The sequence below is a fragment of the Nitrososphaera sp. genome, assembly GCF_036397675.1.
Taxonomy (GTDB): domain Archaea; phylum Thermoproteota; class Nitrososphaeria; order Nitrososphaerales; family Nitrososphaeraceae; genus Nitrososphaera.
This window is the reverse complement of the sequence record NZ_DASWIL010000027.1, coordinates 12,847-36,216: the sequence shown is the minus strand read 5'-3', so window position 1 is coordinate 36,216 and position 23,370 is coordinate 12,847. Positions and strand designations below refer to the sequence as shown.

29 protein-coding genes are annotated in these 23,370 nt (G+C 54.9%); 10 read left to right on the top strand and 19 right to left on the bottom strand.

Annotation, left to right across the window (positions count from 1 at the left end; genetic code table 11):
- Window positions 1-8: 8 nt before the first annotated feature.
- Window positions 9-1,322, bottom strand: a complete 1,314-nt coding sequence (gene tuf, locus VGA14_RS05810; RefSeq protein WP_331002809.1) for a translation elongation factor EF-1 subunit alpha — start codon at window positions 1,320-1,322, stop codon at window positions 9-11.
- Between the two features lie 163 nt (window positions 1,323-1,485).
- On the opposite strand from tuf, the gene fbp reads away from it, so the two are divergent.
- Genes fbp through VGA14_RS05795 form a run of 3 tightly spaced genes read left to right on the top strand, consistent with a single transcriptional unit; the run spans window position 1,486 to window position 3,622 of the window.
- On the top strand, window positions 1,486-2,607 hold the full coding sequence (gene fbp, locus VGA14_RS05805) for a fructose-1,6-bisphosphate aldolase/phosphatase (RefSeq protein ID WP_331002808.1): 1,122 nt from the start codon (window positions 1,486-1,488) through the stop codon (window positions 2,605-2,607).
- Window positions 2,604-3,269, top strand: a complete 666-nt coding sequence (gene tpiA, locus VGA14_RS05800; RefSeq protein WP_331002807.1) for a triose-phosphate isomerase — start codon at window positions 2,604-2,606, stop codon at window positions 3,267-3,269. Before fbp ends, tpiA begins: the two co-directional genes overlap by 4 nt.
- Before the next feature lie 47 nt (window positions 3,270-3,316).
- Entirely contained in the window at window positions 3,317-3,622 is a 306-nt protein-coding gene (locus VGA14_RS05795) for a hypothetical protein (RefSeq protein ID WP_331002806.1), read from the top strand.
- Here the strand turns inward: VGA14_RS05795 and VGA14_RS05790 are convergent.
- Window positions 3,570-4,265 (bottom strand): trimeric intracellular cation channel family protein, encoded by a 696-nt coding sequence (locus VGA14_RS05790; RefSeq protein WP_331002805.1) that lies wholly within the window; start codon window positions 4,263-4,265, stop codon window positions 3,570-3,572. The genes VGA14_RS05795 and VGA14_RS05790 overlap by 53 nt on opposite strands.
- Window positions 4,266-4,615: 350 nt before the next feature.
- Between VGA14_RS05790 and ppdK the strand changes: the two genes are divergently transcribed.
- Both ppdK and VGA14_RS05780 read left to right on the top strand, forming a co-directional pair.
- Complete coding sequence (gene ppdK / locus VGA14_RS05785) at window positions 4,616-7,279, top strand: pyruvate, phosphate dikinase (protein WP_331002804.1); 2,664 nt, start codon at window positions 4,616-4,618, stop codon at window positions 7,277-7,279.
- A 75-nt stretch (window positions 7,280-7,354) separates the two neighbouring features.
- Window positions 7,355-7,480, top strand: a complete 126-nt coding sequence (locus VGA14_RS05780; protein ID WP_349257143.1) for a DNA-directed RNA polymerase subunit P — start codon at window positions 7,355-7,357, stop codon at window positions 7,478-7,480.
- On the opposite strand, the gene VGA14_RS05775 is transcribed toward VGA14_RS05780, so the two are convergent.
- Window positions 7,466-7,684: a C2H2-type zinc finger protein gene (locus tag VGA14_RS05775; RefSeq protein WP_331002802.1), complete on the bottom strand. Its 219-nt coding sequence runs from the start codon at window positions 7,682-7,684 to the stop codon at window positions 7,466-7,468. The two genes, VGA14_RS05780 and VGA14_RS05775, sit on opposite strands and share 15 nt — an antisense overlap.
- A complete protein-coding gene (locus tag VGA14_RS05770; RefSeq protein WP_331002801.1) occupies window positions 7,681-8,094 on the bottom strand; it encodes a hypothetical protein in 414 nt (137 codons plus the stop codon). Before VGA14_RS05770 ends, VGA14_RS05775 begins: the two co-directional genes overlap by 4 nt.
- 149 nt (window positions 8,095-8,243) lie before the next feature.
- Between VGA14_RS05770 and VGA14_RS05765 the strand changes: the two genes are divergently transcribed.
- Entirely contained in the window at window positions 8,244-8,588 is a 345-nt protein-coding gene (locus tag VGA14_RS05765) for a P-II family nitrogen regulator (protein ID WP_331002800.1), read from the top strand.
- Between the two features lie 3 nt (window positions 8,589-8,591).
- Here VGA14_RS05765 and VGA14_RS05760 read toward each other — a convergent pair whose 3' ends face one another.
- The 9 genes from VGA14_RS05760 to purM all read right to left on the bottom strand — a co-directional run bounded on the left by VGA14_RS05760 (window position 8,592) and on the right by purM (window position 16,682).
- Window positions 8,592-8,729 (bottom strand): hypothetical protein, encoded by a 138-nt coding sequence (locus tag VGA14_RS05760; RefSeq protein ID WP_331002799.1) that lies wholly within the window; start codon window positions 8,727-8,729, stop codon window positions 8,592-8,594.
- Between the two features lie 39 nt (window positions 8,730-8,768).
- Complete coding sequence (locus tag VGA14_RS05755) at window positions 8,769-9,113, bottom strand: P-II family nitrogen regulator (protein ID WP_331002798.1); 345 nt, start codon at window positions 9,111-9,113, stop codon at window positions 8,769-8,771.
- A 102-nt stretch (window positions 9,114-9,215) separates the two neighbouring features.
- Complete coding sequence (locus tag VGA14_RS05750; RefSeq protein WP_331002797.1) at window positions 9,216-9,980, bottom strand: SDR family oxidoreductase; 765 nt, start codon at window positions 9,978-9,980, stop codon at window positions 9,216-9,218.
- 27 nt (window positions 9,981-10,007) lie between these two features.
- On the bottom strand, window positions 10,008-10,964 hold the full coding sequence (locus VGA14_RS05745) for a hypothetical protein (RefSeq protein ID WP_331002796.1): 957 nt from the start codon (window positions 10,962-10,964) through the stop codon (window positions 10,008-10,010).
- A gap of 149 nt (window positions 10,965-11,113) precedes the next feature.
- On the bottom strand, window positions 11,114-11,530 hold the full coding sequence (locus tag VGA14_RS05740) for a hypothetical protein (protein WP_331002795.1): 417 nt from the start codon (window positions 11,528-11,530) through the stop codon (window positions 11,114-11,116).
- Window positions 11,531-11,583: 53 nt separating this feature from the next.
- Window positions 11,584-12,339, bottom strand: coding sequence for a hypothetical protein (locus tag VGA14_RS05735; protein WP_331002794.1), 756 nt, complete (start codon window positions 12,337-12,339; stop codon window positions 11,584-11,586).
- Window positions 12,340-12,405: 66 nt separating this feature from the next.
- Entirely contained in the window at window positions 12,406-14,028 is a 1,623-nt protein-coding gene (lysS, locus tag VGA14_RS05730; RefSeq protein WP_331002793.1) for a lysine--tRNA ligase, read from the bottom strand.
- Complete coding sequence (locus VGA14_RS05725) at window positions 14,029-15,612, bottom strand: tRNA uridine(34) 5-carboxymethylaminomethyl modification radical SAM/GNAT enzyme Elp3 (RefSeq protein WP_331002792.1); 1,584 nt, start codon at window positions 15,610-15,612, stop codon at window positions 14,029-14,031. It lies immediately after the preceding gene.
- Window positions 15,613-15,653: 41 nt separating this feature from the next.
- Window positions 15,654-16,682, bottom strand: a complete 1,029-nt coding sequence (gene purM / locus VGA14_RS05720; protein WP_331002922.1) for a phosphoribosylformylglycinamidine cyclo-ligase — start codon at window positions 16,680-16,682, stop codon at window positions 15,654-15,656.
- 81 nt (window positions 16,683-16,763) lie between these two features.
- Between purM and VGA14_RS05715 the strand changes: the two genes are divergently transcribed.
- The 4 genes from VGA14_RS05715 to VGA14_RS05700 are packed head-to-tail and all read left to right on the top strand — an operon-like array spanning window position 16,764 to window position 19,491.
- On the top strand, window positions 16,764-17,258 hold the full coding sequence (locus VGA14_RS05715) for an urease accessory protein UreE (RefSeq protein ID WP_331002791.1): 495 nt from the start codon (window positions 16,764-16,766) through the stop codon (window positions 17,256-17,258).
- On the top strand, window positions 17,248-17,931 hold the full coding sequence (locus VGA14_RS05710) for an urease accessory UreF family protein (protein WP_331002790.1): 684 nt from the start codon (window positions 17,248-17,250) through the stop codon (window positions 17,929-17,931). Before VGA14_RS05715 ends, VGA14_RS05710 begins: the two co-directional genes overlap by 11 nt.
- 17 nt (window positions 17,932-17,948) lie before the next feature.
- Window positions 17,949-18,599 carry an urease accessory protein UreG gene (gene ureG, locus VGA14_RS05705; protein ID WP_331002789.1) on the top strand — a complete coding sequence of 217 codons (651 nt, stop codon included), beginning with the start codon at window positions 17,949-17,951 and terminating at the stop codon, window positions 18,597-18,599.
- Window position 18,600: 1 nt separating this feature from the next.
- On the top strand, window positions 18,601-19,491 hold the full coding sequence (locus VGA14_RS05700) for an urease accessory protein UreD (RefSeq protein ID WP_331002788.1): 891 nt from the start codon (window positions 18,601-18,603) through the stop codon (window positions 19,489-19,491).
- Here the strand turns inward: VGA14_RS05700 and VGA14_RS05695 are convergent, their stop codons facing one another.
- The 6 genes from VGA14_RS05695 to VGA14_RS05670 all read right to left on the bottom strand — a co-directional run bounded on the left by VGA14_RS05695 (window position 19,492) and on the right by VGA14_RS05670 (window position 23,202).
- Window positions 19,492-19,968 (bottom strand): universal stress protein, encoded by a 477-nt coding sequence (locus VGA14_RS05695; protein WP_331002787.1) that lies wholly within the window; start codon window positions 19,966-19,968, stop codon window positions 19,492-19,494.
- Between the two features lie 57 nt (window positions 19,969-20,025).
- Window positions 20,026-20,517, bottom strand: coding sequence for a hypothetical protein (locus VGA14_RS05690; protein WP_331002786.1), 492 nt, complete (start codon window positions 20,515-20,517; stop codon window positions 20,026-20,028).
- 42 nt (window positions 20,518-20,559) lie between these two features.
- On the bottom strand, window positions 20,560-20,700 hold the full coding sequence (locus VGA14_RS05685; protein WP_331002785.1) for a hypothetical protein: 141 nt from the start codon (window positions 20,698-20,700) through the stop codon (window positions 20,560-20,562).
- Between the two features lie 45 nt (window positions 20,701-20,745).
- Window positions 20,746-21,267: a hypothetical protein gene (locus VGA14_RS05680; protein ID WP_331002784.1), complete on the bottom strand. Its 522-nt coding sequence runs from the start codon at window positions 21,265-21,267 to the stop codon at window positions 20,746-20,748.
- Between the two features lie 61 nt (window positions 21,268-21,328).
- The gene (locus VGA14_RS05675; RefSeq protein ID WP_331002783.1) at window positions 21,329-22,852 is read right to left on the bottom strand and encodes a sodium:solute symporter family protein; all 1,524 of its coding nucleotides are present in this window, start codon (window positions 22,850-22,852) and stop codon (window positions 21,329-21,331) included.
- A 77-nt stretch (window positions 22,853-22,929) separates the two neighbouring features.
- Complete coding sequence (locus tag VGA14_RS05670) at window positions 22,930-23,202, bottom strand: hypothetical protein (RefSeq protein ID WP_331002782.1); 273 nt, start codon at window positions 23,200-23,202, stop codon at window positions 22,930-22,932.
- Window positions 23,203-23,370: the final 168 nt, after the last annotated feature.

Genomic DNA, 23,370 nt, shown 5'->3' with positions numbered 1-23,370 from the left:
TAATTCACTTACTTTTTGTTCGGGTCGTACTTCTCGGTGACGTTAAGCACGATGCCTGCCGCAATGGTTGTGCCCATGTCGCGGAGTGCGAACCTGCCGATCTCCGGAAAGTCTTTGAAGGTCTCTATTGGAAGTGGCCTCACCGGCTTTATCCTGACGATTGCCGCGTCGCCTGTCTTCAGGAACTTGGGGTTCTCCTCTGTGGTTGCGCCGGTCCTCGGGTCTATCTTTGAGAGAAAGGCCGAGATTGTCGCTGCCACCTGCGCCGTGTGCGCGTGTAGCACTGGCGTATATCCTGGGGCCAATGCTGTTGGATGGTGTATGACGATGATACGTGCTTCGAACTCCTTTGCCACTGTTGGCGGGTTGTCTGCTGGACCTATCATGTCGCCGCGCTTGATCTGGCCCTTGTCAACGCCCCGGAGGTTAAAGCCGACGTTGTCGCCTGCCTCTGCGTATTCCATCTGGGTGTGGTGAGTCTCGATGGTCTTGATTTCACCGGGGGCACCTGACGGCATTATGATGACTTTCTCTCCAGGCTTCATCTTTCCGGTCTCGATCCTGCCGACTGGAACTGTGCCGACGCCGGTGATCGTGTAAACGTCCTGTACTGGGATCCTGAGCGGCTTGCCGATCGGTTTCTCTGGCGGCTCAAACGCGTCGAGTGATTCTACCAGCGTTGGGCCCTTGTACCAGGCCGTGTTCTCGGACTTTTTGACGAGGTTGTCTCCCTTCCATCCAGACACGGGGATAAAGCTGATCTTGGCGGTGTTAAAGCCGACCGACTTTAGCATTTTTTCTACCGAGTCCTTGCACTCCTTGTAGCGGGCTTCCTGGTAGCCGGCGTCGTCCATCTTGTTCAGCGCAACAACCACCTGGTTCACGCCGAGCGTCCTCGCGAGGAATGCGTGCTCCCTGCCCTGTCCTCCCGGCTCTATGGCTGCCTCGGTCTCACCTGGCTTGACGGAGATGACGAGGATTGCCGCGTCAGCCTCCGACGCGCCGGTAATCATGTTCTTGATAAAGTCCTTGTGACCCGGGGCGTCAATGAGTGTGAAGAAGTACTTTGCGGTCTCGAACTTTTGGAATGCAAGGTCGATCGTGATACCCCTCTCCCTCTCGTCCTTGATGCTGTCCATGACCCATGCGTACTTGAAGGTGTCGCCCTTGCCCGTTGCTTCGGATTCCTTGCCGTATGCATCGATAGTTCTCTGGTCAATCGCACCTAGATCGACAAGGAGGTGACCTACAGTAGTAGATTTACCATTATCGACGTGGCCTACAACCACAATGTTCAAGTGTGGCTTTTTGCTTGCGCTCATAGGGCAAAGACGCTCCATGGGCTTTATTTATATTTCGCCCGAGCATCTTGCGAATTCTTGCAACTCTCATCGGCGGTTTCTAGCCGCAGGCATGTACAGGCTTGAAAATGCCCACGAGGAAAACATCGGAAGAGTTTTAAACCAAAGAGAGAGAGTTTTGCTCATGCAAGTTACAATCAGCGCCATCAAAGCTGACATAGGCGGGATAGGTGGCCACACGCGCCCAAGCGACGAGCTGGTGCAGGCCGTCAAGGATTTCATTGCCAAGAACAGCAAGGGAATGCTTGTCGATCATTACATCGGCTACGCCGGCGACGACATTCACATCATCATGACGCACACCCGCGGCGTGGACGACGAAAAGATCCACAAGCTTGCATGGGATGCCTTTACAGCAGGGACAGAAGTCGCAAAGAAGCAGGGACTTTACGGCGCAGGCCAGGATTTGCTAAAGGACTCGTTTTCAGGCAACGTGAAGGGCATGGGCCCCGGCGTCGCAGAGATAGAGATGGAGGAACGCCCAAGCGAGGTTTTCTGCATATTTGCGGCAGACAAGACTGAGCCCGGCGCATACAATTTCCCGCTGTGGCGTATGTTCGTGGATGCAAGGAGCAACACCGGCCTTTTGATAAACGAAAAGCTTGCAGAGGGCGTGGTTTTTAGGATATTGGACGTGATGTCGGGCAAGATCGCGGACCTGAAGATGTGGCAGGACAAGGCTGAGCTTGAAGCCGCGCTGATGTACCCAGGACGGTACGTAGTGTCGGCAGTCTATTCCGCAGACATGAAGGACCACATCGTGTCCGCGTCGACCGACCGCCTGCACAACATCGCAGGAACCTACGTCGGCAAGGACGACCCAATTATGATAGTCAGGACGCAAAAGAGCTTTCCGGCTACAGAGGAAGCGGGAAGCGCTTTCAACGAGCCGCACTATGTCGCTGGCAACACCAGGGGCAGCCACCACATGCCACTCATGCCGGTGAAACTGAACTCGGCTGCAAGCCTCAACTACTCGATTCCTCTCGTATCGTGCCTCTTGTTCTCGATGCACGACGGCAAGCTGACAGGGCCCCATGACGGCTTTGGCACCGCGGACTGGGAACTCCAGCGCATGCAGGCATCAGAAAGAGCAATGATAATGCGCAACCAGGGGTTCATCCATCCTGCCACGCTCATACCGGAAGAGCTCGAATACAACAAAGGCTACACGGCGCGCATGAAGAAGCTTGAAACCAAGTTCCGCGACATGGACTCGGGCAAGAAGGAAAAGAGCAAGCGTTGAACCGGCCCCTTATCATAAATTTCAAGAATTATTCTGACGCTTCGGGAGCAAAGACGATAGAGCTTGCGCAGGCAGCGCAGGAGGTCGCCAAGAAATTGAAAGTCGAAATAGTACTTGCGCCGCCCCAGGCTTCGCTTGCGCTTGTCGCCAAGTCCGTCGACATCCCGGTGGTGTGCCAGCACGTCGACGACGCTAAAGAGGGCTCGACCACGGGATTTTTTGTACCCGAGATAGCGAAGATGTACGGCGCTTCCGGGTCCCTGATAAACCATAGCGAGCACAGGATCGACGTTCAAGCAATTGAGAGCCTTGTAAAGAGACTGCGCGACCTTGCCATGACTTCAATCGTGTGCGCCCGCACGCCTGACGAAGTAGCCAAGATAGCGGCGTTTTCGCCCGAATTTATCGCTATCGAACCGCCAGAATTGATAGGGAGTGGAAGGGCCGTGTCAAAGGAAAACCCAGCGATAATAACAAACTCGATAAAGGCTGCAGGCGGCAGGTCAAAAGTCATCTGCGGCGCAGGCATAACGGAAAAGGGCGACGTGTCAAAGGCGATTGAACTTGGATCGCATGGGATACTTGTGGCATCAAGTGTTGTAAAAGCCAAGTCATGGCCGGACAAGATTGCCGAGCTCGCGCAGGGGATGAAAGCAGAATAGATCCGGAAAATATCTTGAATATCAACGCTCGCCAGATCTAGAAGGATGTGGTCAGCCAAGTAAAATTGGAAGAGTTTTTGGGGAAAGTAGAGGGCGACATGGGAGGGGCCTGTGGCACTCCCCTTGCGTTTGTCGGCGACAGGCTCGAGGATAACCTAAATCTGCTTGGCTGGATGTTCTATTCCGCGTCCTCGACGATATGCGTGCCGGCGTCCTTTGGGCACGACGGGGCAGCCCTTGGCGCGCAGGCAGGCGAGGCAAAGATAAAGGAAGTGGTGGCAGGCGGCGGCTTTACGAAGTTCAGGCGCGCCACCCAGCCGCCAACGAACATGGTGTTTGAGGCTCGACCTTAGGCCTCGGCAGGTTCCAGCCATGACTTATTGCAAGCAGCCTTAGTGCCGTGACTGCAACGATGCATGGTATTGCCGCTACCTCAAGTGGAACGCCGGCCGAGATGAGCCCAAACAGCATGACGACACCGGCAAAGCTTGCGGTGGCGTACAGCTCTTTTACGAACACTATGGGCACTTCATTTACGAAAACGTCGCGAAGTATGCCGCCCCCTATTGCGGTTATCACGCCGGCAAAGGCCATCGCAAGGAAGTTCAGGCCTGCAATGTTGTAGGCTATGGACGCGCCAATGACTGTAAATACGCCAAGTCCTATCGCATCAAACTTTAGGAAAAGGTTCGAGTGTTTTTTCATCGAGCCATACAGGAAAAAAATGGCGACTGCGACTGCGATCGTTATCCCGACGTAGAACGGATTTGATATGGCGGCAGGCGGGAACTGGTTAAACGTTACGTCGCGTATTACGCCCCCGGCGAGGCCCGTTATGGTGGCAAGTATGATTATGCCGACTATGTCTGACTTGTGCTCTACTGCCTTGAACGCGCCCGTCACTGCAAATGCCGCCGTCCCAAAGAGGTCTAGCAGTTGGATGAGAAGTGACACGGACGGGATGCCTGCTGGTTCTGACAGCGAAATTCGCCGCACTTGGCTGCACCTGCAATGATTTGAAACTATTGGTGGGCGGTTCTGGTGGGCATCCGACTGAATTCCTATGGTCTTGGACATTGACCGAGAGATATCATTGTGATAAATCAAAAGGCGCATGATCACGATCATTTCCAATTACCTGACCACGATCAGCATCTATTAGATACCAGTACTCAAACGGGAATCTTTTTCTTCAAACCTTTAGAACTGCCTGCAGCAGTAGACAATCCGGCGATTCTATTATAGTTCCGACCTAAGTAGTTTGGTCCAAACGCATCGGGATCGGGGAATGCTAATGCCCGGTGCGCACAACGTTTTAAACCAGCGCCGGCGGAGCAATACCCAAATTGAGCCGTGCCATCCCAAGGCCCATATACTTCTTTGAAGAGACCGACGGCAGGGACCGGGCGCTCCTTGGGGGGAAGGGCGCCGGGCTTGCAGAGATGACCAAGCTTGGACTTCCTGTCCCCCCCGGCTTTATAATAACGACTGACATCTGCGAAAAGTTTTACGAGGCAGGCAAGCATATGCCTGACGGCCTTATGGACGAAGTGCGCAAGTCCATAAAAAAACTGGAAGGGATGACTGGTAAAAGTTTCGGAGGGGCGGAAAACCCGCTGCTGGTGTCCGTGCGTTCTGGCGCGGCCGTGTCGATGCCGGGCATGATGGACACCATCCTCAACCTGGGGCTGAACGACGAAACAGTTGAAGGCCTTGGAAAAAGTACGGACGCGAGGTTTGCCTGGGACTCGTACCGGCGCTTTGTGCAGATGTTTGGCAAGATAGTGCTCGGGGTCGACGACAGGCAGTTTGAAAAGGCGATGGCAGGCGCAAACATGAATGACGAAAAGGCTCTGCGCAAGGTCGCAGGAGCGTTCAAGTCGCTGTACGAAAAGGGCGGTAAGAAATTCCCTGCCGACCCTTACAAGCAAATCGAGCTTGCCATCGACGCCGTGTTCAGGTCGTGGAGCGGCAAGAGGTCTACAGAATTCCGCCGCCAGTACGGCATCACGCCTGACATGGCAAACGGCACCGCAGTAGCAGTAGTTGCAATGGTGTTTGGCAACATGGGCGCTGACAGCGCGACGGGCGTTGTGTTCACCCGCGATCCTGTGACCGGCGACAAAAAACTGTACGGCGACTACCTCACGAACGCGCAGGGCGAGGACGTCATTTCGGGCAAGGCAAGCCCGAGCCACATCGACCAGATGGAAAAGGAGCTGCCCAGCGCCTTCAAGCAGCTCATCCAGGTATGCGAGAAGCTAGAGAACCACTTTCGCGAGTGCCAGCATGTCGAGATAACGGTCGAGCGCGGCAATCTGTACGTCCTTCAAACCAGAACGGCCAAGATGAGCGCGGTCGCAAGCGTCAAGACTTCGGTCGATATGTACCACGAAGGGCTCATAGGCAGGACGGAGGCGCTGCAGAGGATAGACCCGGAGGGGCTGGAGCAGGCGCTGTATCCCAGGATTGAAAGCGGAAGGCACCGGCCGATTGCGGCAGGCGTACCGGCGTCCCCGGGGGCAGCGTCAGGGATAGCAGTGTTTGACGCTTCCAGGGCCGAGACCCTTGCAAAGCACGGCAACCGGGTGATACTTGTCATGAAGGAATTAAGGCCAGACGACGTCTCTGCCTTCCGGCTCTGCTCCGGCATACTGACGAGCAGGGGAGGCAAGACCTCTCACCCCATAGTAGTTGCAAGGGGCATGGGCAGGCCGTGCGTGGCGAGCTGCACCCAGATAGAGATAGACTCTGAGGGCAAGAGATTTTCCATCGACGGCAGGGTCGCGGTCGCCGAAGGCCAGACCATAACAATAGACGGCTCGACGGGCAGGGTGTTCTTGGGCGAGGTCCCGACTGCAAAATCAGAGATAACTTCCGAATTCAAGGAGATACTCCAGTGGGCTTCTGAGATGAAGGTCATAAAGATTCGCGCAAACGCCGATACGCCCGAGAACGCGGCGCTTGCGAGGAAGTATGGGGCGGAGGGCGTCGGACTGTGCAGGACGGAGTGGATGTTCAACCAGCACGAAAGGCGCGCCCTCTTTGCGAGAATGGTGATGGCAGAAAGCGACGCCGAGAGGGAAAAGGCGCTCTCAGACCTTGAGCTCCTGCAACGCTCTGACTTCAAGGCTATATTCAAGGAGATGCAGGGGCTGCCCGTAACGATAAGATTACTCGACCCGCCGCTCCACGAGTTCCTGCCAAAGGAGGAGGACCTGATGATGCAGATATTCGAGCTAAAATCGGAGGGTGGGCCAAAGGCAGAAAAGGGCATGCTCGAGCGCGAAAAGATGCTCAGGCGCGTGCACGAACTTTCTGAAATAAACCCGATGCTCGGACACCGGGGGATAAGGGTGGGCATAACGTTCCCCGAGATCTATGAAATGCAGGTCCGCGCAATCTGCGAAGCGGCGGCAGAGCTGGCGAAAGAAGGGGTCAGGGTCGAGCCGCAGGTGATGGTTCCGCAGGTGGGCATGGTAAACGAGCTCGTGACCGCTCGACACATGTTCGAGTCAGTAAAGCGCGAGGTGGAGCACAGACACAAGGTCAAGCTCAAGATGATGTTTGGAAGCATGATAGAAGTCGTGAGGTCGTGCCTTCTGGCAGACGAGATAGCGCATGTTGTTGATTTTCTGAGCTTTGGCACGAACGACCTCACGCAGGCCACTTTCAGCTTCAGCAGGGAGGACGCGGAAGGCAAGTTCCTGCCGTTCTACCTTGAAAAGCACATACTGGCGGCAAACCCGTTCCAGACGCTTGACCAGAAGGGCGTGGGCAGGCTCATGGCCATGACCGTCGAGTCTGCAAGGAAAGTCAAAAAGGACATGGAAGTCGGCATCTGCGGCGAGCACGGCGGCGACCCGCGTTCAATAGAGTTCTGCGCGAGGATAGGGCTGGACTACGTGAGCGCCTCGTCACACAGGATACCCATTGCCATACTTGCAGCGGCGCAGTCGGCGATACGAGGTAGCAGGGTAGGCGGGCTTTCGCGCTTTTTGGCGGATTAAAGCTTAAAATGTGGGCCGGAGCAGGCTTTTCTTGTGTCTGAAAGTTCCTCTGCTGCAGGCGTCACATACGAATGCATGCGCTGCGGGACGCCTGTCACGGTCGAAGAGTTGTCGAGGCTTCCGGAGATAAAGTGCATCTGTGGGTTTCGGGTATTCCGCAAGGCGAGGCCGCCCATAGTGAAGCAGCTAAAGGCCATCTGACTTTTTTCTTTCCTCTACCTGTTTGTTGTAAGAATGAAACTTTTTTGCGTGGTCGCGCATCTGCTCCATGCCCTCAAATCCCGTGCCGCATTTTTCGCAGGTGTAAAGCTTATTTTCGTGGGCGACGAGCTGGTGGTGCATCAGTTCTTCGACCTTGCGGAACTTTTTCCCGCATTTTTCGCACTCGTGTTTTTTGAACATCATTTCTGGGCGTTCCTCCCGTCCCAGCACTTGCGGCACATCTGGCCCTGTATCTTCCACGCCGGCTTGGGGTTGTAGCGGACAAAGCCTATTTTGGAGCCGCACACCGCGCAAAAGTTCAGCTTGTTGTTGTAGTCGGCGTCTTTTTTGTTAAAGCAGGGCTGGCACAGGAGCGTGCCAGCGTCCATGTTCCACTGCCACCTCGGCTTGGCCGCGATGTCGCCAAGTTCCGACTTGCAGACGGCGCACCTGTCAGGGTCGCGGGGCTTCATGGCAAACTCTCTTGTCTTTTCTATGTGGCAGTCGCTGCACAGGTACCCCTCCGTGTTCCACTCCTCTTTCGGCTTGTACTTGTGCTTCAGCTCCTTCTTGCATACGGCGCAGAGCAGCGGCTTTTTGCCAAAGAGGCCCAACGCGTCTTTCTCGGCTCACCGGGTACAAAAAGTATGCGTGTGCATGTGTTCAAAATATTTCAATTGCCGCAAATATGACATGATTTATTGCGGTGCATGCATAATATTTTAATAAAAGACCCACATAGCGCAACTTAGGTACTAAAATTATGAAGCGAATAGAAGCAGTAGTTTCGAGAGCGCGTCTCGAAAGAGCGTTTGCAGCCCTCAAGGAACTGGACCTTGGAGGCATCACCTACTTTGAGTCAAAGGGCATGGGAGAAATCCCGCGCCAAAAGGTCCACTCTGGAAGGGGAACCGGCACCTTTACCCTCGAGTTCAACATCAACTCGACCATAGTGGTGGTGGTGTCCGACTCGATGGTCAACAAGGTGGTAGACAAGATACTTGAGAGCACCAGCTCCGGCGTCAAGGGTGAAGGCAAGATATTCGTCTCCAGCATCGATGACGTAGTCGATGTGGGGACAAAAAAGCGCGGAGAAGCGGCACTTTAAGAACTAGTTGCCGGCCAGCTCTTCGACTGCCTGGCTTGCGCTGAGCATGCCCTTTTTCCTGGCATACTCTTCCACCATCTTCAGCTGGTCGGGAGTAAAGCATACGGGCATGGTCCTCTTGCCATCTTGTTCAGCGTGCATGGCACATACTAAAGCCGGCAAGATTATAACTCTTTTCCCCTACAGCGCCGCGTCGCTCTTTTCCTTGCTGCCTATGTCGTACGCATCTGCCACATCGTAGACGAATATCTTGCCGTCCGACGCAGAGCCGGTGCTTATCGTCTTGACGATGTCGTCGATTATCGGCTTGGCAAGCGAGTCGGTCACCAGTACTTCAATTTTTGTCCGAAAGCCGAATTCCGGCACGTACCGAATGACGCCCCGGCCCACTGCCACCGGCTCGCGCTTGGCCCGACCCCTGCCCTTGACGTCGTAGAATGACATACCACCGACCTTATGGCTGTGCAGGACCTCGTTCACTTCCCCGAGCCGCTCGTGTGGGATGATTATGTCCAGTCTCTTCATGCCACACTTAGCGCAGGGCAAAAGTAATAAAGATTTCTGTGAGGTGTAAAAATTCTGATATTATCACAAATATCATAGTTTATGTTAAAGAGAGGGAGGTGGTCACTGCTTTGCCGTGACGCCGCCATCCACCACCAGCACCGTGCCTGTCACCCACTTTGCGTCGTCGGAGCACAGGTACGAGACTGCGCCGGCGATGTCGTCGGGCTCGCCCACCCTGCGCAGTGGGAACGTGGCCTCGAGCAGCTTTTTGGCATTCTCGTCCTGCAGGTACGGCTCGATCAACGAACTCCTTATCGTCGACGGGCAGATGCAGTTTGAGCGTATGCCGTGCGGGCCGTACTCCACCGCGATGCTCTTTGTGAACATGATGACGCCGGCCTTAGTGGTGCCATAGACTGCCAGCGGAACGTTTGGTATCGAGCGTATGCCCAGCACCGATGATATGTTGACGATGTTTCCGCCCTTTTGCTTCATCATTATGGGAATGACTGCCTTAGTCATCTGGAATGTCCCGACCAGGTTGGTGTCTACAAGCTCATTCCACTTGTCGTCGGTCATTTCGTGGAACGCCACCGGGTCGTTTATGGTGCCGGCGTTGTTGACCAGTATGTCCACGCCATCAAACGACGAAATGGTCTGCTCTATAGCGCTCAGGACCTCGGCCTCTTTTGTGATGTTGGCGACGACTGTCAGGGTGTTTTTCTTGTCGCCGGCGTCCGCGGCGGCCTTGGCCAGCCTGTCCATGTTGCGCCCGATAAGCACCACCTTGCATCCCTCAAAGGCCAGCCTCTTGGTAATGACACTGCCCACCCCTCCGCCTGCGCCCGTCACTACAGCAACCTTGCCCTTCAATCCACCAGCCATAACGGGTTTAGTTCGCGGTCTGTTCTTTTAAAGTATTTGACTGGTGGCCTTTGCCACTGCCGCTTCCAGTTCGGCCACGACCTCACTCTTGTTTTCCGGGTTGCTTGCAAATGTCGCCCCCGCCGCATAGTCGTGCCCGCCCCCTTCCGGCAGGTTTGCCGCAACAGCCCTGCAAGACACCCGGCCGTTGCTCCGGCGTATGCTCACCTTGCCCTTGCCGCTATAAAACATGGCAAGGTCGGCGCCGGTGACAGCAAACACCTCCTCTGAAAAAAGGCTGCTCTGCAGGTATTGAGAAGTGGGAACGTACGCCACCCTGACGCCCCCAGTCTCTTTCACTTCTATGGCGGCAAGCACCTGAACCCTCGCCTCGTCGCGTAATTTTTCGTACCGCACATAGTCACCTTGCATCTCGGCGTCCCACAGTATGCCCTTTGCAGACTTCCTTGCCAGATCTGACAGCCGCTCGTAAAAGTCGGGCAGAGTCTGGTAATACTTTATCATCTCGGTTATCGGCGTCAGGTACTGGTCCTTTGTGAAAAAGTCCATAGTGTGGGCCATGCTTGCCAGTTTTGCGGCCAGGTCGTTTTCCGGCAGTAACCTTTCATGCATCAAGTCGGCCGCGCATTTCTTCCCCGACGCATCGTGCACGAGCTCGCCGTACTGCTTTACCATGTCGATTGCGGCGTGCGACCAGGGGTGGTGATCGACCCACATTATCTGCCACCCGTTGCGCACCGCGTCGTCAAACACCTGCCTGCAGGTCTCCAGAGTGTCGTCATTGAGCCCGAGGTCGGCTACTATGACAAGGCCGCGCTCTTTGCCGTAGTGCGTCGCCGAGCAGACAAAGTTGCCCATCTTTTCAAAGTTCTCCTTGCCGTAGCCCAGAAAGACGGTCATGGCCTGTGGGTATCTTATGATGCCGATTGCCGCCGAGTACAGCCCGTCCAAGTCCGACTCGTGCGAAAATATCATTACCTTCATTCGTAACACAGTTTTTTAAACAGACCCTTTAATGAACTTGTTTTTTCAAGTATCCTCTCGTCAGGCACGAGGCCGACAAAGTCTGACCGCAAAAGCGGCGTGCTGTTCAGCACAACATAGCAGGGAATGCCGAACGCGTAATAAAAATATCAGCGAAACTTTTCCATCCAGTCGTCGCTGCGGTAGTTTTCCGGGTCGAGCCTGAATCCGCGCACCTGCTCCCGGGGCACATCGCTCAGCTTCAGGTTGTATTTCAGCTTCTTTTTCCGAAACTGCTTGTCAAGCCATATAACGAACCTGTCCTCTATGGCGTTGGCCTCCTGCTTGTCGATGTCAGGGTAGAGGTCAAGGAGTGCGCCCACAAACTCCTGCGAGAAATAGATGTAGAAAAAGTCCCAGCCCAGGTACTTTTTGCCCACCGACGAGCACTCGATGTTGTCCTTTGTCCGGGCGCCCATCTCGAGCGTGTCCAAAAGCTCTACTATCTTGGGCCTTTCCTCTTCAAAGTTGACGCAGGAGCCGGTGACCACAATCATGGGCGGCTTCTCGGCATATTTCCGTTTCATCCGTCCATGAAAAAAGACTGCATCTGGATATATAATCTTCCCGGGTGGGCCGTTTAGCGCAGGTCGTCCAGGTCCCTGCCAGTGCGGAAGGACTCGGGGTCGAGCCGGAACCCCTTGACCTTCTCCTGGGGGATATCCTTCAGCTTCATGTTGTACTCCAGCTTCATCTTTTTCAGCTGCTTGTTCATCCAGAGCGCAAGCCTGTCTTCGAAGGTGTTCCCCTCCTGCTTCTCGATGTCTGGGTAGATCTCGACGAGCTTTTCTGTAAAGCCCATGTCTATCTCGAGGTTGAAAAAGTCCCAGCCCATCGTCTTCTTGCCGTCAGTGTAGCATTTGCACTGGCTCTTTCTGCGCACGGCAAACTCCAGTGTCCCTATGAACTCCATAATCTTGTTGCGTTCTTTGTCAAAGTCGATGCAGGAGCCGGAGAATACCGCCATTGTAGGCGTCGTGCCTTTTTCCGTCGCGCCAGTTTGCGCGGTTTCTTGTGGCGCAGGCGCGTTCTTGGCAAAGGTTTCTGTGGGCAGATGCCCCACAGTCCCTATCGTCACAGTGTCGTCGATGCTGGCTCCTATCGTCTGCCTGATCTTGGGGTCTATTCTCGTTATCCCCTTGCCCTCGTCTGAGGCGAGAAGCGGGTAGCATACCGCTTCTGTTCCGTCGTATTTTCCAAAAACTTCGACCGTGTCGCCGGTGGAAACTCCCAAGACATCCATAGAATTGTGGTCCATGCGCACGACGCCGCGGCCCATGTCACGCGCGTACGCTGCGAGCACCTTCAGCGAAACGACATTGCGCTTCTCACTCAACCCAGCAGCTATACATGCCGCAACGATATAAGTAGGCCTATTTAGCGGCCGCCGCAAACCTGGCAGCTACAGATACCTTTTGAGCACGGCTGACACGCGCCCGGCGCCGAGGTCGAGGAAGTAGTTGCCTATCCTAGGCCCCCTCTCTGTGTTAAGGAACATCTTGTACAGCAGTGTGAACAGGTCTTTTGGCTCCATGCCATTTGCCCTTGCAATGTCAAACACCTTGGATTGCAGGGCCTTGGCGCTGTCCGGGGCTTCCACCACGTTTGCAAACTCGCTGATAACTCCGAGCAGCTGCTGCACGGCGTTTCGTTGATTGTCAGAAAGCTGCACCTCGAATATCTCGTCGCTTGCGAGGTTGTCGTCGGCCCAGCTTGCGGCAAGCCGTATCCTACCCATCAAGTCGTCGCTCTTTTCCTGGGCCATGCCGTACTTGACAAGACGTGAAAAGACCTTGTCGTGCCTGTCGGGATCATCGGGATAAATGGACGCCTGCTGCGCAAGGAATCGGTAGAGCGCGTGCTGCGCCGGCTGCCTTGGGGGCTCGAGCTTGTTGATGTACTCGTATATGCCCTTTACCTTGGCAAGCCGGGCCGGGTTTTCCTCCTTTATCTTGCCGAAATACACGTCCTCATGATAGTCGTACTCGTCCATCAGAGCCGGCACGTCGTCCACCCCCACGTGGCGCGTGCCTGCGATGCGCTTGAACAACAGCAACAATATCGATTCGGGCGTGCCGTACTTTAGCCACATCTGCGGCGTGAACACGTTGCCAGCGGACTTGCTTATCTTCTTGCCCGACTTGTCTAGAAACATCTCGTACTTGACATGCATTGGATGTGGGTGGCCAAGTATCTCGTCGCAGACCCAGTCGTTTACCCTCACTGAGTCCATGATGTCCTTGCCGTACGCCTCAAACCTGATGTCAAAGGCCTGCCAGCGCGCCGCAAATTCCACCTTCCAGGCAAGCTTGCCCTCGCCCTTTATGATGTCTGCTTCCCCATGATGGCCGCAGCCGGCGACTTCTTGCTTGCCTATCCTTCCCCCCTTGCACGTGTAGAGTACCTTCTTTTCGCTGGGCAGGTACTTTTCTGTGCTTGCGGTATAGAGCCTGCCGCAGTTTGAGCAGACCGGGAAATACGGAAGGATGTTTACGTACTTGTCCTGGCCCACAAACTCGGCAATCTTTTTGCCGAGCCTCTCGCTGTTCTGTAATATAGTGTCAATCTGTTTCACAAGTTTCCCAGTTTTGTACGCCTCACGCCCGCTCTGGAACCTGTACTTTACTTCCACCCTGTCGAGCCCGTCTAAAAGCAGGCTGCTCATATGCGCGCCGTACGATGAGTGGCAATCGCCAAACGGGTCGGGTATCTCCGAGACGGGCCTTGCAATGTGCTTTGATAGCCAGTCGGGCAGGCCAGCAGGTATCTTGCGCAGGCCGTCCATGTCGTCTGAATAAGCAATTAGCTCCGCGTTGTAGCCCATGTTCTTTAGAGCAAGCGCGATTCCGTAAGCCCTGACGGCGTCGCCCATGCTCCCTATGTGCGGTATCCCCGACGCGCCAAGGCCGCTTTCGACCCTTATCAGGTCCAGCTTGCGGCCCAGCCTCTGCTCGCGCTTGACCAGCGTATCGGCTAGCTTGTCAAGCCACGTGCCCTTTCCTATCATAATCTGCTCTTCTTCCATCTACAGCACCTTTGAGACGTAAGGCCCGTCTTGACGGTATCCCAGTTGTTTTTTATAGTATTCCCTCGTCCCGACGGCGCTGATGACCGCGATTTTGCCCACGCCCATCTCTTCCAGTGCTATCCTTTCTGCCTCCTGCATAAGTTTCATTCCATATCCCCTGTGCTGCATCGACGAGCTGTCAGCCTCCAAGCCGACGCCGATGGCCTGCCCGTATACATGAAGCTCACGCACGATAGCCGAGCCGGCCAGTTCCTCCCGGTGGGAATTGTGCACTTTGCGCAGACGCAAGAAGCCAAGGAGCGTCTTGCCGTCTTGGCTTTCAAAAGACAGGAACGTTTCATGCCCTGCAGACGCGACATAGTCCTGCCTCTTTAGCACCACGTCGCCGGCCTCAGGATAACGTTTCTGCAGGCCGGCCTCCCTGCACCTTATGCACCGGCACTCATGCCCCTTCTCATGGAGTTTTTGCAATACAAGCTGGCGCAGGTTACCGCTCTTTGAGCCGGCGACAATGTCTGCGGACTCTATCTCGCGCTGGACGCGCATTATCCTGACATAATCGGGCATCGCCTTTTTCATTGCCACAATGACTTCTACAAGGTCGTCGTTGGAGTACACGGTGTATTTGCCGGCCTTGTGCATGCTGTACAGGCCGGTATGCTCCAAGACAAGCGTCGGGTACACCTTTAGCATGTCGGGCTTGAAGTCTTTGTCATCGAACAATCGCTTGAAATCTTCAATATCTTTTTCAGGAGACGAGCCGGGAAGGCCGGGCATCATGTGCGCCACTATCTTGTAGCCGGCCTCGCGCGCTATCCTGAAAGAATCAACAACATCTCCAAGAGTGTGCCCCCTGTTGACGAGTCTGTATACGTCGTCCCTCAGAGACTGGACGCCTATTTCCACCCTTGTCACGCCAAGCTCCAACATCAGATCGACGTGCGGCTCCTTGCAATAGTCCGGCTTTGTCTCGACCGTGAACCCCACACAGCGGTTCTGCGCGGTTTCGTTTGCAGCTACTGCGTCTGCAAGGCTTGACGACACAGAGTTGTTCAGCGCGTCGTAGCACCCCTTGGCAAAACCGCGCTGGTAGTCCTGTGGCATGAAGGGGAACGTGCCTCCCACGATCACTATCTCCGACTTGCCGGTGTCGTGTCCCCTTGCCTGCAATTGCTGTATTTTTGACGACGCCTGCTCGTAGGGGTCGAAGGAAAACTTTTGCGCGACCCTTGTCGCCGGCTCTGTGCCGGTATAGCTTAGCGGCGTGTTGAACTCTATTCCGCCAGGACAGTATGTGCAGCGCCCGTGTGGGCATTCAAACGGCTTTGGCATGACGGTAATGACTGCAACGCCCGACGCGGTCTTGGCCGGCTTGACCATCAGCACCTTGCGATACCTGCTGTCCTTTGGCAGGCAGGCTAGGATGTGCTCGTTTTTGGGAATCGTCTCAAGCCTGTGGGCAGACGCGACCTCCCGCACGACCCTGCGCACGTCGCCGGCCGATAGCGTCGATTTTTGAATCCTTTCCGCTATGGCAATGCAGGCCTGCTGGTAATTGTCAGGGCCGGGGATGGCTAGCAATATTTTTCAAAATTGTCCCCGTTCGCATATTAATTTTGGCATTACAGCGGGCGTTTCTTGCCTGCAAGCGACGCCACCACGCCCAAGCCCTTTTCTATCGTACCTATCTGAAGGCAGCGCATTTCGTGCTTCCCAAATGTCCTGATTATTTCATCGGCCGCCGCCTTGGGCGCTATGACGCAAAAGCCGATCCCCATGTTGAACGTCCTGTACATTTCCATGATGTCGATGTTGCCGTCGACCTGTATCTGCTTGAAGATGCCGGTAATTGCAGGGAGGTCATCAAGCGCGTAGCGCACATTTTTGTTGAGGCGAGGAAGTTTCGTGAATGAGCCGCCGGTAATGTTGGCAAGCCCGTGCACCCTGACCTTTTTCAAGATATCCATGACAGGCCTGACGTATATCCGCGTGGGTGTGAGCAATTCTTCGCCGACTGTTTGAACAAGGTGCTCCGCGTTTTCATCCACGGAATATTTCGACAGGAGCACTTTTCGCGCAAGCGTGTAGCCGTTTGAATGAAGCCCACTGCTTTCTACCCCGAGGATCACGTCGCCGGGCTTTATTGAATTTCCAAGCACTTGCTTTTCCACTATTCCCATCACCATGCCGGCAAGATCAAAGGCGTTCTCGCCCTCGCCCGCGATGACATCAGGCAGGACTGCAGTCTCGCCCCCCACTATTGCCATCTGCGACTGCCTTGCGCCTTCCACGAGTCCCCGGGCAATCTCCCCAATCAACGCTTCATTGGGCTGCTTTAGCGCGACATAGTCGATAAACGCGATCGGCCTTGCGCCGACGCAGATGATGTCGTTGACGTTCATGGCCACGCAGTCGATGCCCACCGTGTCGAATTTGTTCATGAGCTGCGCGACGAGCACTTTTGTCCCCACGCCGTCGGAGTGAAGCGCTATCGTCTGCGCGCCAAGCCTCACAAGGCCAGCGTAGTGACCAAACCCTGAAAGCACCCTGCCCTTCTTGGGAAAAGCGTGCGTGGCAGAGATTATGTCGCCTATCGACTTTTGCGCCGCCCGGATTTTGTCGACGTCGATACCGACGTCGCGGTAGGTCATCTTCTTCAACGTGTGGAGGTAGCAATCTCTGATTATAAATACAATATCAAAAGGAAATTAAGCAGACTGCCCTTAGCAATATTGAGCATTCTGATAATCTGCGAGTCTGTGGTTGGCAACATCGGAAAAGAGTTGAAAGGCAGGTACGAGGAGATGCTTGCAAAAAACGCAGTAGAGAAGTTAGCGATAAGCAGGTCGGAGTCGGAGCGCCTGCGCATGAGAAAGAGCACGGACAAGGGGACTGATGTCGCGCTTACATTGCCTGCCGGCACCAGGCTCAGGCACGGCGACGTGGTGGCCCTTGCAGAACAAATGATAATTATCGACATAGAGCCTGAAAAGGTGGCGGTCGTCAGGCTGAAAGATCCTGACTCAAGGACGGCAGTGCTTGTCGGGCACGCGATTGGGAACCTGCACAGGCCGGTAAGGGTGGACGGCGACAGAATAGTCCTCCCCATCCAGTCAGACGGCGAAATCGAAATGCTAAGGAGGCAGCTTGGCCAGATTGCAGGTAGCGTGGAAATAAGTTCAGACTTGCTCGTGTTTGAGCAGGAGGCAGGAGCGCATGAGCACTGAATTCTTGTCGATGCTGCAGCTCGCAGACTCGTTCTTTCCGGCCGGCACGTACACGATGTCAAACGGTCTTGAGGCGCTTGCAAAGCGCAAGAAGGCAGACGTGAAGGAACTGCAGGAATTGATAAGCACACACCTTGGGAGGCAGGTGGGGCCGGCTGATTGCTGCGCGCTGGGAAACGCCTACGAGTGCGCAAAAAAATCAAATCTTGGTGGCATTCTCCGTGCAGACTGGGCGCTCTATGCGGTAAAGCTGGTAGAGGAGGTGCGTAACGCCTCTTCTAGGTCCGGCGCCAATTTAGTGCGCTGCGTTGCCACTTTTTCAGACGACAAGATACTGTCTGATTACAACAATGCAGTAAGCGAAAAGAGGACAAGCGGCATGTACCCCGCGGCGCTGGCGGTCGCCTGCGCGGCGCTCAGGATACCAAAGCGCGAGGCGGGAACTATGTTCCTCTATTCTTTCTGCGTCGGGATGGCCGGCGCGGCTCTGAGGCTTGGCGCCATTGACCATGTTGCCGCGCAAAAGATGCTCCATGCGCTGAGGCCAACGATAGCAAAGATAGTTGAAGAGAACGTCAACAAGCCCCTTGACCGGCTGTGGCAGTTTGCCCCCGGCATCGACGTGGTGCAGATGGAGCACGAAAGGTTGGACTCGAAAATGTTTATTACGTAAATTTGGGGCTTTCCTGCATGGCAAAGCGCGTGCCGCGCGTCGGTATCGGCGGTCCCGTGGGCTCGGGCAAGACGATGCTTATAGAGCAAGTGGTGCCCGCGCTCTTTTCTATGGGGTACAAGGCTGGCATAATCTCCAACGACGTTGTGTCAAAGGAGGACGCCGACAGGATGAGGCACAACCTTGCCACGGAAAAGGGAATGCTTGCAGAGGACCTTGTGGTCGGACTTGCGACTGGAGGCTGCCCGCATACTGCTGTGCGCGAGGATCCGTCAATGAACATCGCCGAGGTGGAGGAGATGGAATCTCGCCACCCCGAGCTTGACCTGATAATAATAGAGAGCGGTGGAGACAACATCACGACCACATTCAGCCCGGCGCTTGCAGATTATTTCATCTACATAGTCGATGTTGCCGGCGGCGACAAGTATCCCAGAAAGAGGGGCCTCGGGATAGAGACCTGCGACCTCTTGGTCATAAACAAGATAGACCTTGCAGCCCACGTCGGCGCGGACCTGAAAGTGATGGAGAGGGATGCAAGGGCGGTTAGGGGCAAGAAACCGTTTGCGTTTGTCAACTGCAGGACCGGTGAGGGTATCGACAGGGTCGCCGGGCACATAGTTCGCGACGTGCTCTTTGAACTCCCTCCAAAGGCAATGGTAGGCTGAGATGGAAGAAGTACCGCCCGAGGTGGCAAAGTACGGCGCTGCCAGGGCAGGAAGCGACACCGGCAAGCGTGGCGTGCTTGTCTTGAAACTTGCAGGCGACCCGGCGGCCGGCAGGACCGTGGTAAAAGAGCAGTACTCACAGGTGCCTCTCTTCGCGCAAAAGCCGATGTACCTTGAAGAGTCGCTACCGTCGATGGCCTACATGTACGTCATATCGCCTTCCGGCGGCGTGCTGCAGGGCGACACGTACAGCATCGACGTTTCCCTTGACAACGGCGCCCTTGCACACCTGACGACGCAGGGAGCAACCAGGATATACAAAATGGAGAAGGGTTTTGCCACGCAGCAGGTCGACATCACGGTGAACGACGGTTGTTATTTGGAATACATGCCCGACCAGATAATACCCTACGCAGGGTCGAGGTTTTACCAGAAGACAAACCTCCGGGTGGGCGAAGGTGCAACAGTAGTTTATTCGGAAATAATCTCGCCGGGCAGGGCCGCGTCGGGCGAGCTGTTCGAGTACGACATCTGTTACCTCAAGATACAAGGAAGCGACTGCCAGGGCAGGCTGAAATTTGCAGACTCGGCGGTGCTTGAGCCAAAAACGACTGATATCAAGGCGGCAGGCGCGATGGAGCAGGATGTGGTCGCAAGCGTCTACGTCGTGGCGTCGGCAAGGCTCGTCCCCGAGCTGAACCGGCTTGCAAACGCCGCGCTTGCAGACATGAAAATCCGCGGCGGCTCATCAATCATGCCGCACGGTTGCGGCATCGCAGCCAGGATGCTGGGCGATTACGCCGGCAACCTGCAGCAGGCCGCCGGCAAGGTTGCTGAAATCACGAGAAAGCTTGTGCTTGGCGCGCCCTTTACAAAGATGAGGAAGGGTTGATCAGCGCACAACTAGGACCGGGCACGGCGCGTGGTGAATCACCGCGTTTGTCACGCTTCCGACCAAGAGCTGCCGGAACTTGGACTGCCCCTTCTTGCCCATGACTATCAGGTCCACGTCGTTTTTCTTGGCGTAGGATGTTATCATGCCCACTTCAGACGTGCCGTCGTCGGGCACTATCTCGCTTGTGGCTTTTACGCCGGCCTTGTCGGCCTGGGACTTTATGTCAGTGATCCACTTTTCCGCGGCCTTGGTCCTTGCCTTCTTGAACCCCTCAACTAGCTTGACATTGCCGTACTTGGCCTGGAGCCCTATGGCGCCGCCTTGCTTGATGTCCTCGACTACGTGCATCAGGACGAGCTTGGCGTTCTCAACTTGAGCGAGATGGATTGCGTGTTTTGCCGCCTTTTTAGAAACTGGCGAGCCGTCAAGCGGTACTAGTATCTTTTTGAACAACGGAGCGTCGGCACCTGCCATGGCTCTAGTTGATTTACTATCTATAAAAAGCTGGTTATTCGAGCTGTATATTACCTATCAGTTCTCCAGGAGGACGTAGTCGCGGCCAAACACGAACCCGACCATAATTATCGTGCCCTTCTGGAAAACGATTGCAAGCTGCGATAGTATTTTATCCGGCTCAAAATCCAGCAAGCCGTCTTTGCGCGCAAGCGCCATATCATCTGGCTGCACAAATATAGGCATCTTGACCTCTTCAAGGCCCTTTTCCTTGCGCAGGTGGTTCATCATTTTCAGGACTAGGTCAAAATCGTGCTTGGTGTTTGGAAGTTCGACGTTGTCCAGGAACGCGCGGGTCTCGCCGCCGACCTGCACCCGCGCTATGCGAAAGACCACGCGCGCTCTTCCCCAGGAAGGAACGAACTCTGAAATCGACGACAGCAGTTCCTCTATTTCTTTCCGGAATGATGACAGGTCGTCCCAGGTCCCCGGCTTTTGCTTTTCGAGCAGCCTTATTATTTCGCGCCTGACGCTTGGCACGTCCCTGAGGGGCCGGATGTTGAACAGCAACCACTAGATATCATCGCGCTTGCTATTCAATATTGCCGCGGATTAATGGTGTTCCTTGCGCTTTTTGTGGACGGATTCCTGAACCTCTACCGCAGACCTCTCCTGCTTTTCCAGGCTGCGCTCTATCTCCGGCTGGAACTTTTTCTTGGCGTACCAGGCGGCCGCGGGGCTTCCGCCTATCATGACTGCTATTGTGATTGCTTCGTCGAAAATGGCACACTACGCACGCTAGACCGTCAGGACCCTTTTTGCTTCATTGAGCCTGTCCAGGAGCTCTTTCAGAAACACGTCGGCAAACTGCTCAAACGTGTAGATTGAATGGTTTGTACTGTACTCCTGTTTGCGCTTCTGGTACTCGGCTTCAAGCCACGCAAAGTCGGCCTCCTTGAGCTTCAGGACAAAGTTCTGCGACTTTGCTTTTGACTCGAACATGTTTAGCATGAAGTAGCTCGCAAACTGGGTGAAGCTGGTTGCCTTGTATTTCCTGCTGTACTCCTCCTTGCATTTTTCATAGTTCTCGTCAAGCCAGTTCTTGACGTCGGAGCGTATGGTAAGTGAGGTGTAGTGGCCGGCAAAGTCCTCCTTTATCGTGCACGCGTCCACCATGTAATAGCCGCGCTTTACCTCGTTCATCAGGATTATCAGCGCGCTTGGGACAAACATGCCTGGGTAGTACTCGTCGGTTATCTTTTGCAGTTTTGTCAGTATCGCCGGCTTTAGGCCAATCGTGGCATAGCCCTGGCTTGGCACAGGAGCATGGAGCGCTTTCTCCAATAATTAACCTTTTTAGTTGGAAAAAGGTGGGAGGAGGCTACCTGCGGGTAGGTTCGACGTAGGCTTTCAGGTCATCGCCGTTTATAACGTCCTCCTCTGGCGGCACGTAATCAACAACACCGTGCCTCTGCTCTCCAGGATACCTTTTTTGCGTTGCAAGCGCCACTCCGACGAACAGGGCGACGGATATGACAGGCGGTATCATGGTGTCAAGCCCTGCAAGCTCTAGTGGCACGATGAAGAACATCAGCATCCTCAGCGCGGAGCCGACTATCAAGGACGTCACCGCCGCGGGCATGTTGGCCTTCTTCCAGAACAGGCCAAACGTCAGCGGGCCCCAGGCTCCTGCAAAGACGATGTCAAATGCCAGAATGAGGTAGATGCCGGGCTGCGGGAGCAAATAGCCCAGTATGAACGCGGCTGTCATCATGGGTATCGTAAAGATGCGCGTCGTGATGAGCAGCTTGCGGTCGTCCATGCCTGGGCGCTTCATTATCCTCTTCAGTATGTTCCTCTGTATGATGTTCCTTGACATGACTGATGAAATAGCGAGCAGGCCGCCGTTCGCAGTCGACATCGAGGCGCCAAGTACGCCCATGAGCAGGGCGGCGCCTATCGCGAAGGGCACGTGATTGAGCGCAAACGTCGGGTAGGCCATGAACGGGTCTTCAAGTGTCGGAAGCATGAATAGCATGAATATGCCTATCATACTTGTCGGAATGACAGTGAAGAAGGTCAGGCCCGCGCCCATGAACGCGCCGCGGCGTGCAGTCTTGGGATCCTTTGCCGCAAAGACGCGCTCCATGAAATCAAGCGCCACGATGTCGCCTATAGCAAGGGCAAGTATTCCTCCCCAGTTGACCAGCGCGCCGTTGGCCACGTCGAACAGGCCGGAGAGATCCAGGTACGCGGGAGGCGTAGCGGCAAGCACTTCTCCAAAGTCGACGCCGGCGTAGCCGGCTGCAACGAAGATGAACGCGGCCCAGAACGCGCCGATTGCAATATAGATCTGGAAAATGTCGGTGTATGCCGATGAAAACAGGCCGCCGGCAAATGTGTATACGAGCACGACTACTGCTGCTATCATCATGGCCCAGAAAAAGTCGATTCCAAACACGGCCTCGAGTATAAAACCGCTCGCTGCGAAGTTGCCTGCCACGAGCACCGTGAAGCTTATCATCATGAGCACGCCGGATATGCCTTCCGCGCCGTTGCCGAAACGGCGGTAGTAAAAGTCCGGCAGGGTGAGAAGCGACATCTTATTCAGCTTATTGCCGTAGAAAAGCCCCGTTAGTATGAGGCAGGCGCCGAGGCCTATTGGTATGGCGGCGCCGGCCCAGAACCCGAACTGGTAGACAAGCGCGACGTTGCCGAGCGACGAATTTCCGTCGATGGACTGGGCGGCGAGCATCGTGCCCACGAAGAAGAGCGGCAGGCTCTTGCCGGCCACCATGTAACGTTTGGTGCTCTTTTTGACGAACCTTGAGCTGAGCGTTCCGACCGCAAGCGACAGACCCAAGAATGCGATTATAGCTATTCCGTACCCGTCCAGTTGAGCCATATCCCTCTGGTATGTATTTAGTAAATATATAAAACTTGCTCGTGGAAAAAGTTCGACTGTCGAACGCTGGCGCGCCCTTAATCGCTCTTGCAGACGCCAAGCATGTTCAGGATGTGGAAGGAAAAGGCAATGTCTTCTTTTGCGATGTCAGGCACCTGCTCGCCGGCCTCGTGCTTCAGGTCCTGCAAAAAGTCGTATATCTCATCGACGCTAACCGGCGCGCTCTTGTAGCCCAAGTTTTCGTTGACCGTGTTGTACATGGAGATATAATAGCTCAGGAAGCTGGTTTTCATCAAGGTCTTCTCCGCGTCGGCCGTCGCGCGGAAGATCTTGGACGTACTTCCTTGCATGACTGGATGGTGCCCGCGTGCGATATAAGGGTTGGTATAAAAAATGTAAACTACGTATTTGAGAGCGCCTGATGATGCGTATACTACAGCTATGCGGCTTCCGGTTGTACAAAAAAAGAACATCCGCGCTTTTTTGCAGAATTTCCCAGCAGAAATTATAAATACGCA

Excerpts from the sequence above, each read along its gene's own strand:
- VGA14_RS05750 (WP_331002797.1), bottom strand. The coding sequence starts at position 9,980 with ATGGCTGGTGGATTGAAGGGCAAGGTTGCTGTAGTGACGGGCGCAGGC.
- lysS (WP_331002793.1), bottom strand. The coding sequence starts at position 14,028 with ATGGAAGAAGAGCAGATTATGATAGGAAAGGGCACGTGGCTTGACAAG.
- VGA14_RS05675 (WP_331002783.1), bottom strand. The coding sequence starts at position 22,852 with ATGGCTCAACTGGACGGGTACGGAATAGCTATAATCGCATTCTTGGGT.
- VGA14_RS05775 (WP_331002802.1), bottom strand. The coding sequence starts at position 7,684 with ATGATGTTCAAAAAACACGAGTGCGAAAAATGCGGGAAAAAGTTCCGC.
- fbp (WP_331002808.1), top strand. The coding sequence starts at position 1,486 with ATGCAAGTTACAATCAGCGCCATCAAAGCTGACATAGGCGGGATAGGT.
- purM (WP_331002922.1), bottom strand. The coding sequence starts at position 16,682 with ATGACCTACCGCGACGTCGGTATCGACGTCGACAAAATCCGGGCGGCG.
- ureG (WP_331002789.1), top strand. The coding sequence starts at position 17,949 with ATGGCAAAGCGCGTGCCGCGCGTCGGTATCGGCGGTCCCGTGGGCTCG.
- VGA14_RS05760 (WP_331002799.1), bottom strand. The coding sequence starts at position 8,729 with ATGCACGCTGAACAAGATGGCAAGAGGACCATGCCCGTATGCTTTACT.
- VGA14_RS05755 (WP_331002798.1), bottom strand. The coding sequence starts at position 9,113 with ATGAAGAGACTGGACATAATCATCCCACACGAGCGGCTCGGGGAAGTG.
- VGA14_RS05685 (WP_331002785.1), bottom strand. The coding sequence starts at position 20,700 with ATGATAGGCGGAAGCCCCGCGGCCGCCTGGTACGCCAAGAAAAAGTTC.
- VGA14_RS05710 (WP_331002790.1), top strand. The coding sequence starts at position 17,248 with ATGAGCACTGAATTCTTGTCGATGCTGCAGCTCGCAGACTCGTTCTTT.
- VGA14_RS05700 (WP_331002788.1), top strand. The coding sequence starts at position 18,601 with ATGGAAGAAGTACCGCCCGAGGTGGCAAAGTACGGCGCTGCCAGGGCA.
- VGA14_RS05695 (WP_331002787.1), bottom strand. The coding sequence starts at position 19,968 with ATGGCAGGTGCCGACGCTCCGTTGTTCAAAAAGATACTAGTACCGCTT.
- VGA14_RS05670 (WP_331002782.1), bottom strand. The coding sequence starts at position 23,202 with ATGCAAGGAAGTACGTCCAAGATCTTCCGCGCGACGGCCGACGCGGAG.
- tuf (WP_331002809.1), bottom strand. The coding sequence starts at position 1,322 with ATGAGCGCAAGCAAAAAGCCACACTTGAACATTGTGGTTGTAGGCCAC.
- VGA14_RS05780 (WP_349257143.1), top strand. The coding sequence starts at position 7,355 with ATGCGCTGCGGGACGCCTGTCACGGTCGAAGAGTTGTCGAGGCTTCCG.
- VGA14_RS05745 (WP_331002796.1), bottom strand. The coding sequence starts at position 10,964 with ATGAAGGTAATGATATTTTCGCACGAGTCGGACTTGGACGGGCTGTAC.
- VGA14_RS05765 (WP_331002800.1), top strand. The coding sequence starts at position 8,244 with ATGAAGCGAATAGAAGCAGTAGTTTCGAGAGCGCGTCTCGAAAGAGCG.
- VGA14_RS05740 (WP_331002795.1), bottom strand. The coding sequence starts at position 11,530 with ATGAAACGGAAATATGCCGAGAAGCCGCCCATGATTGTGGTCACCGGC.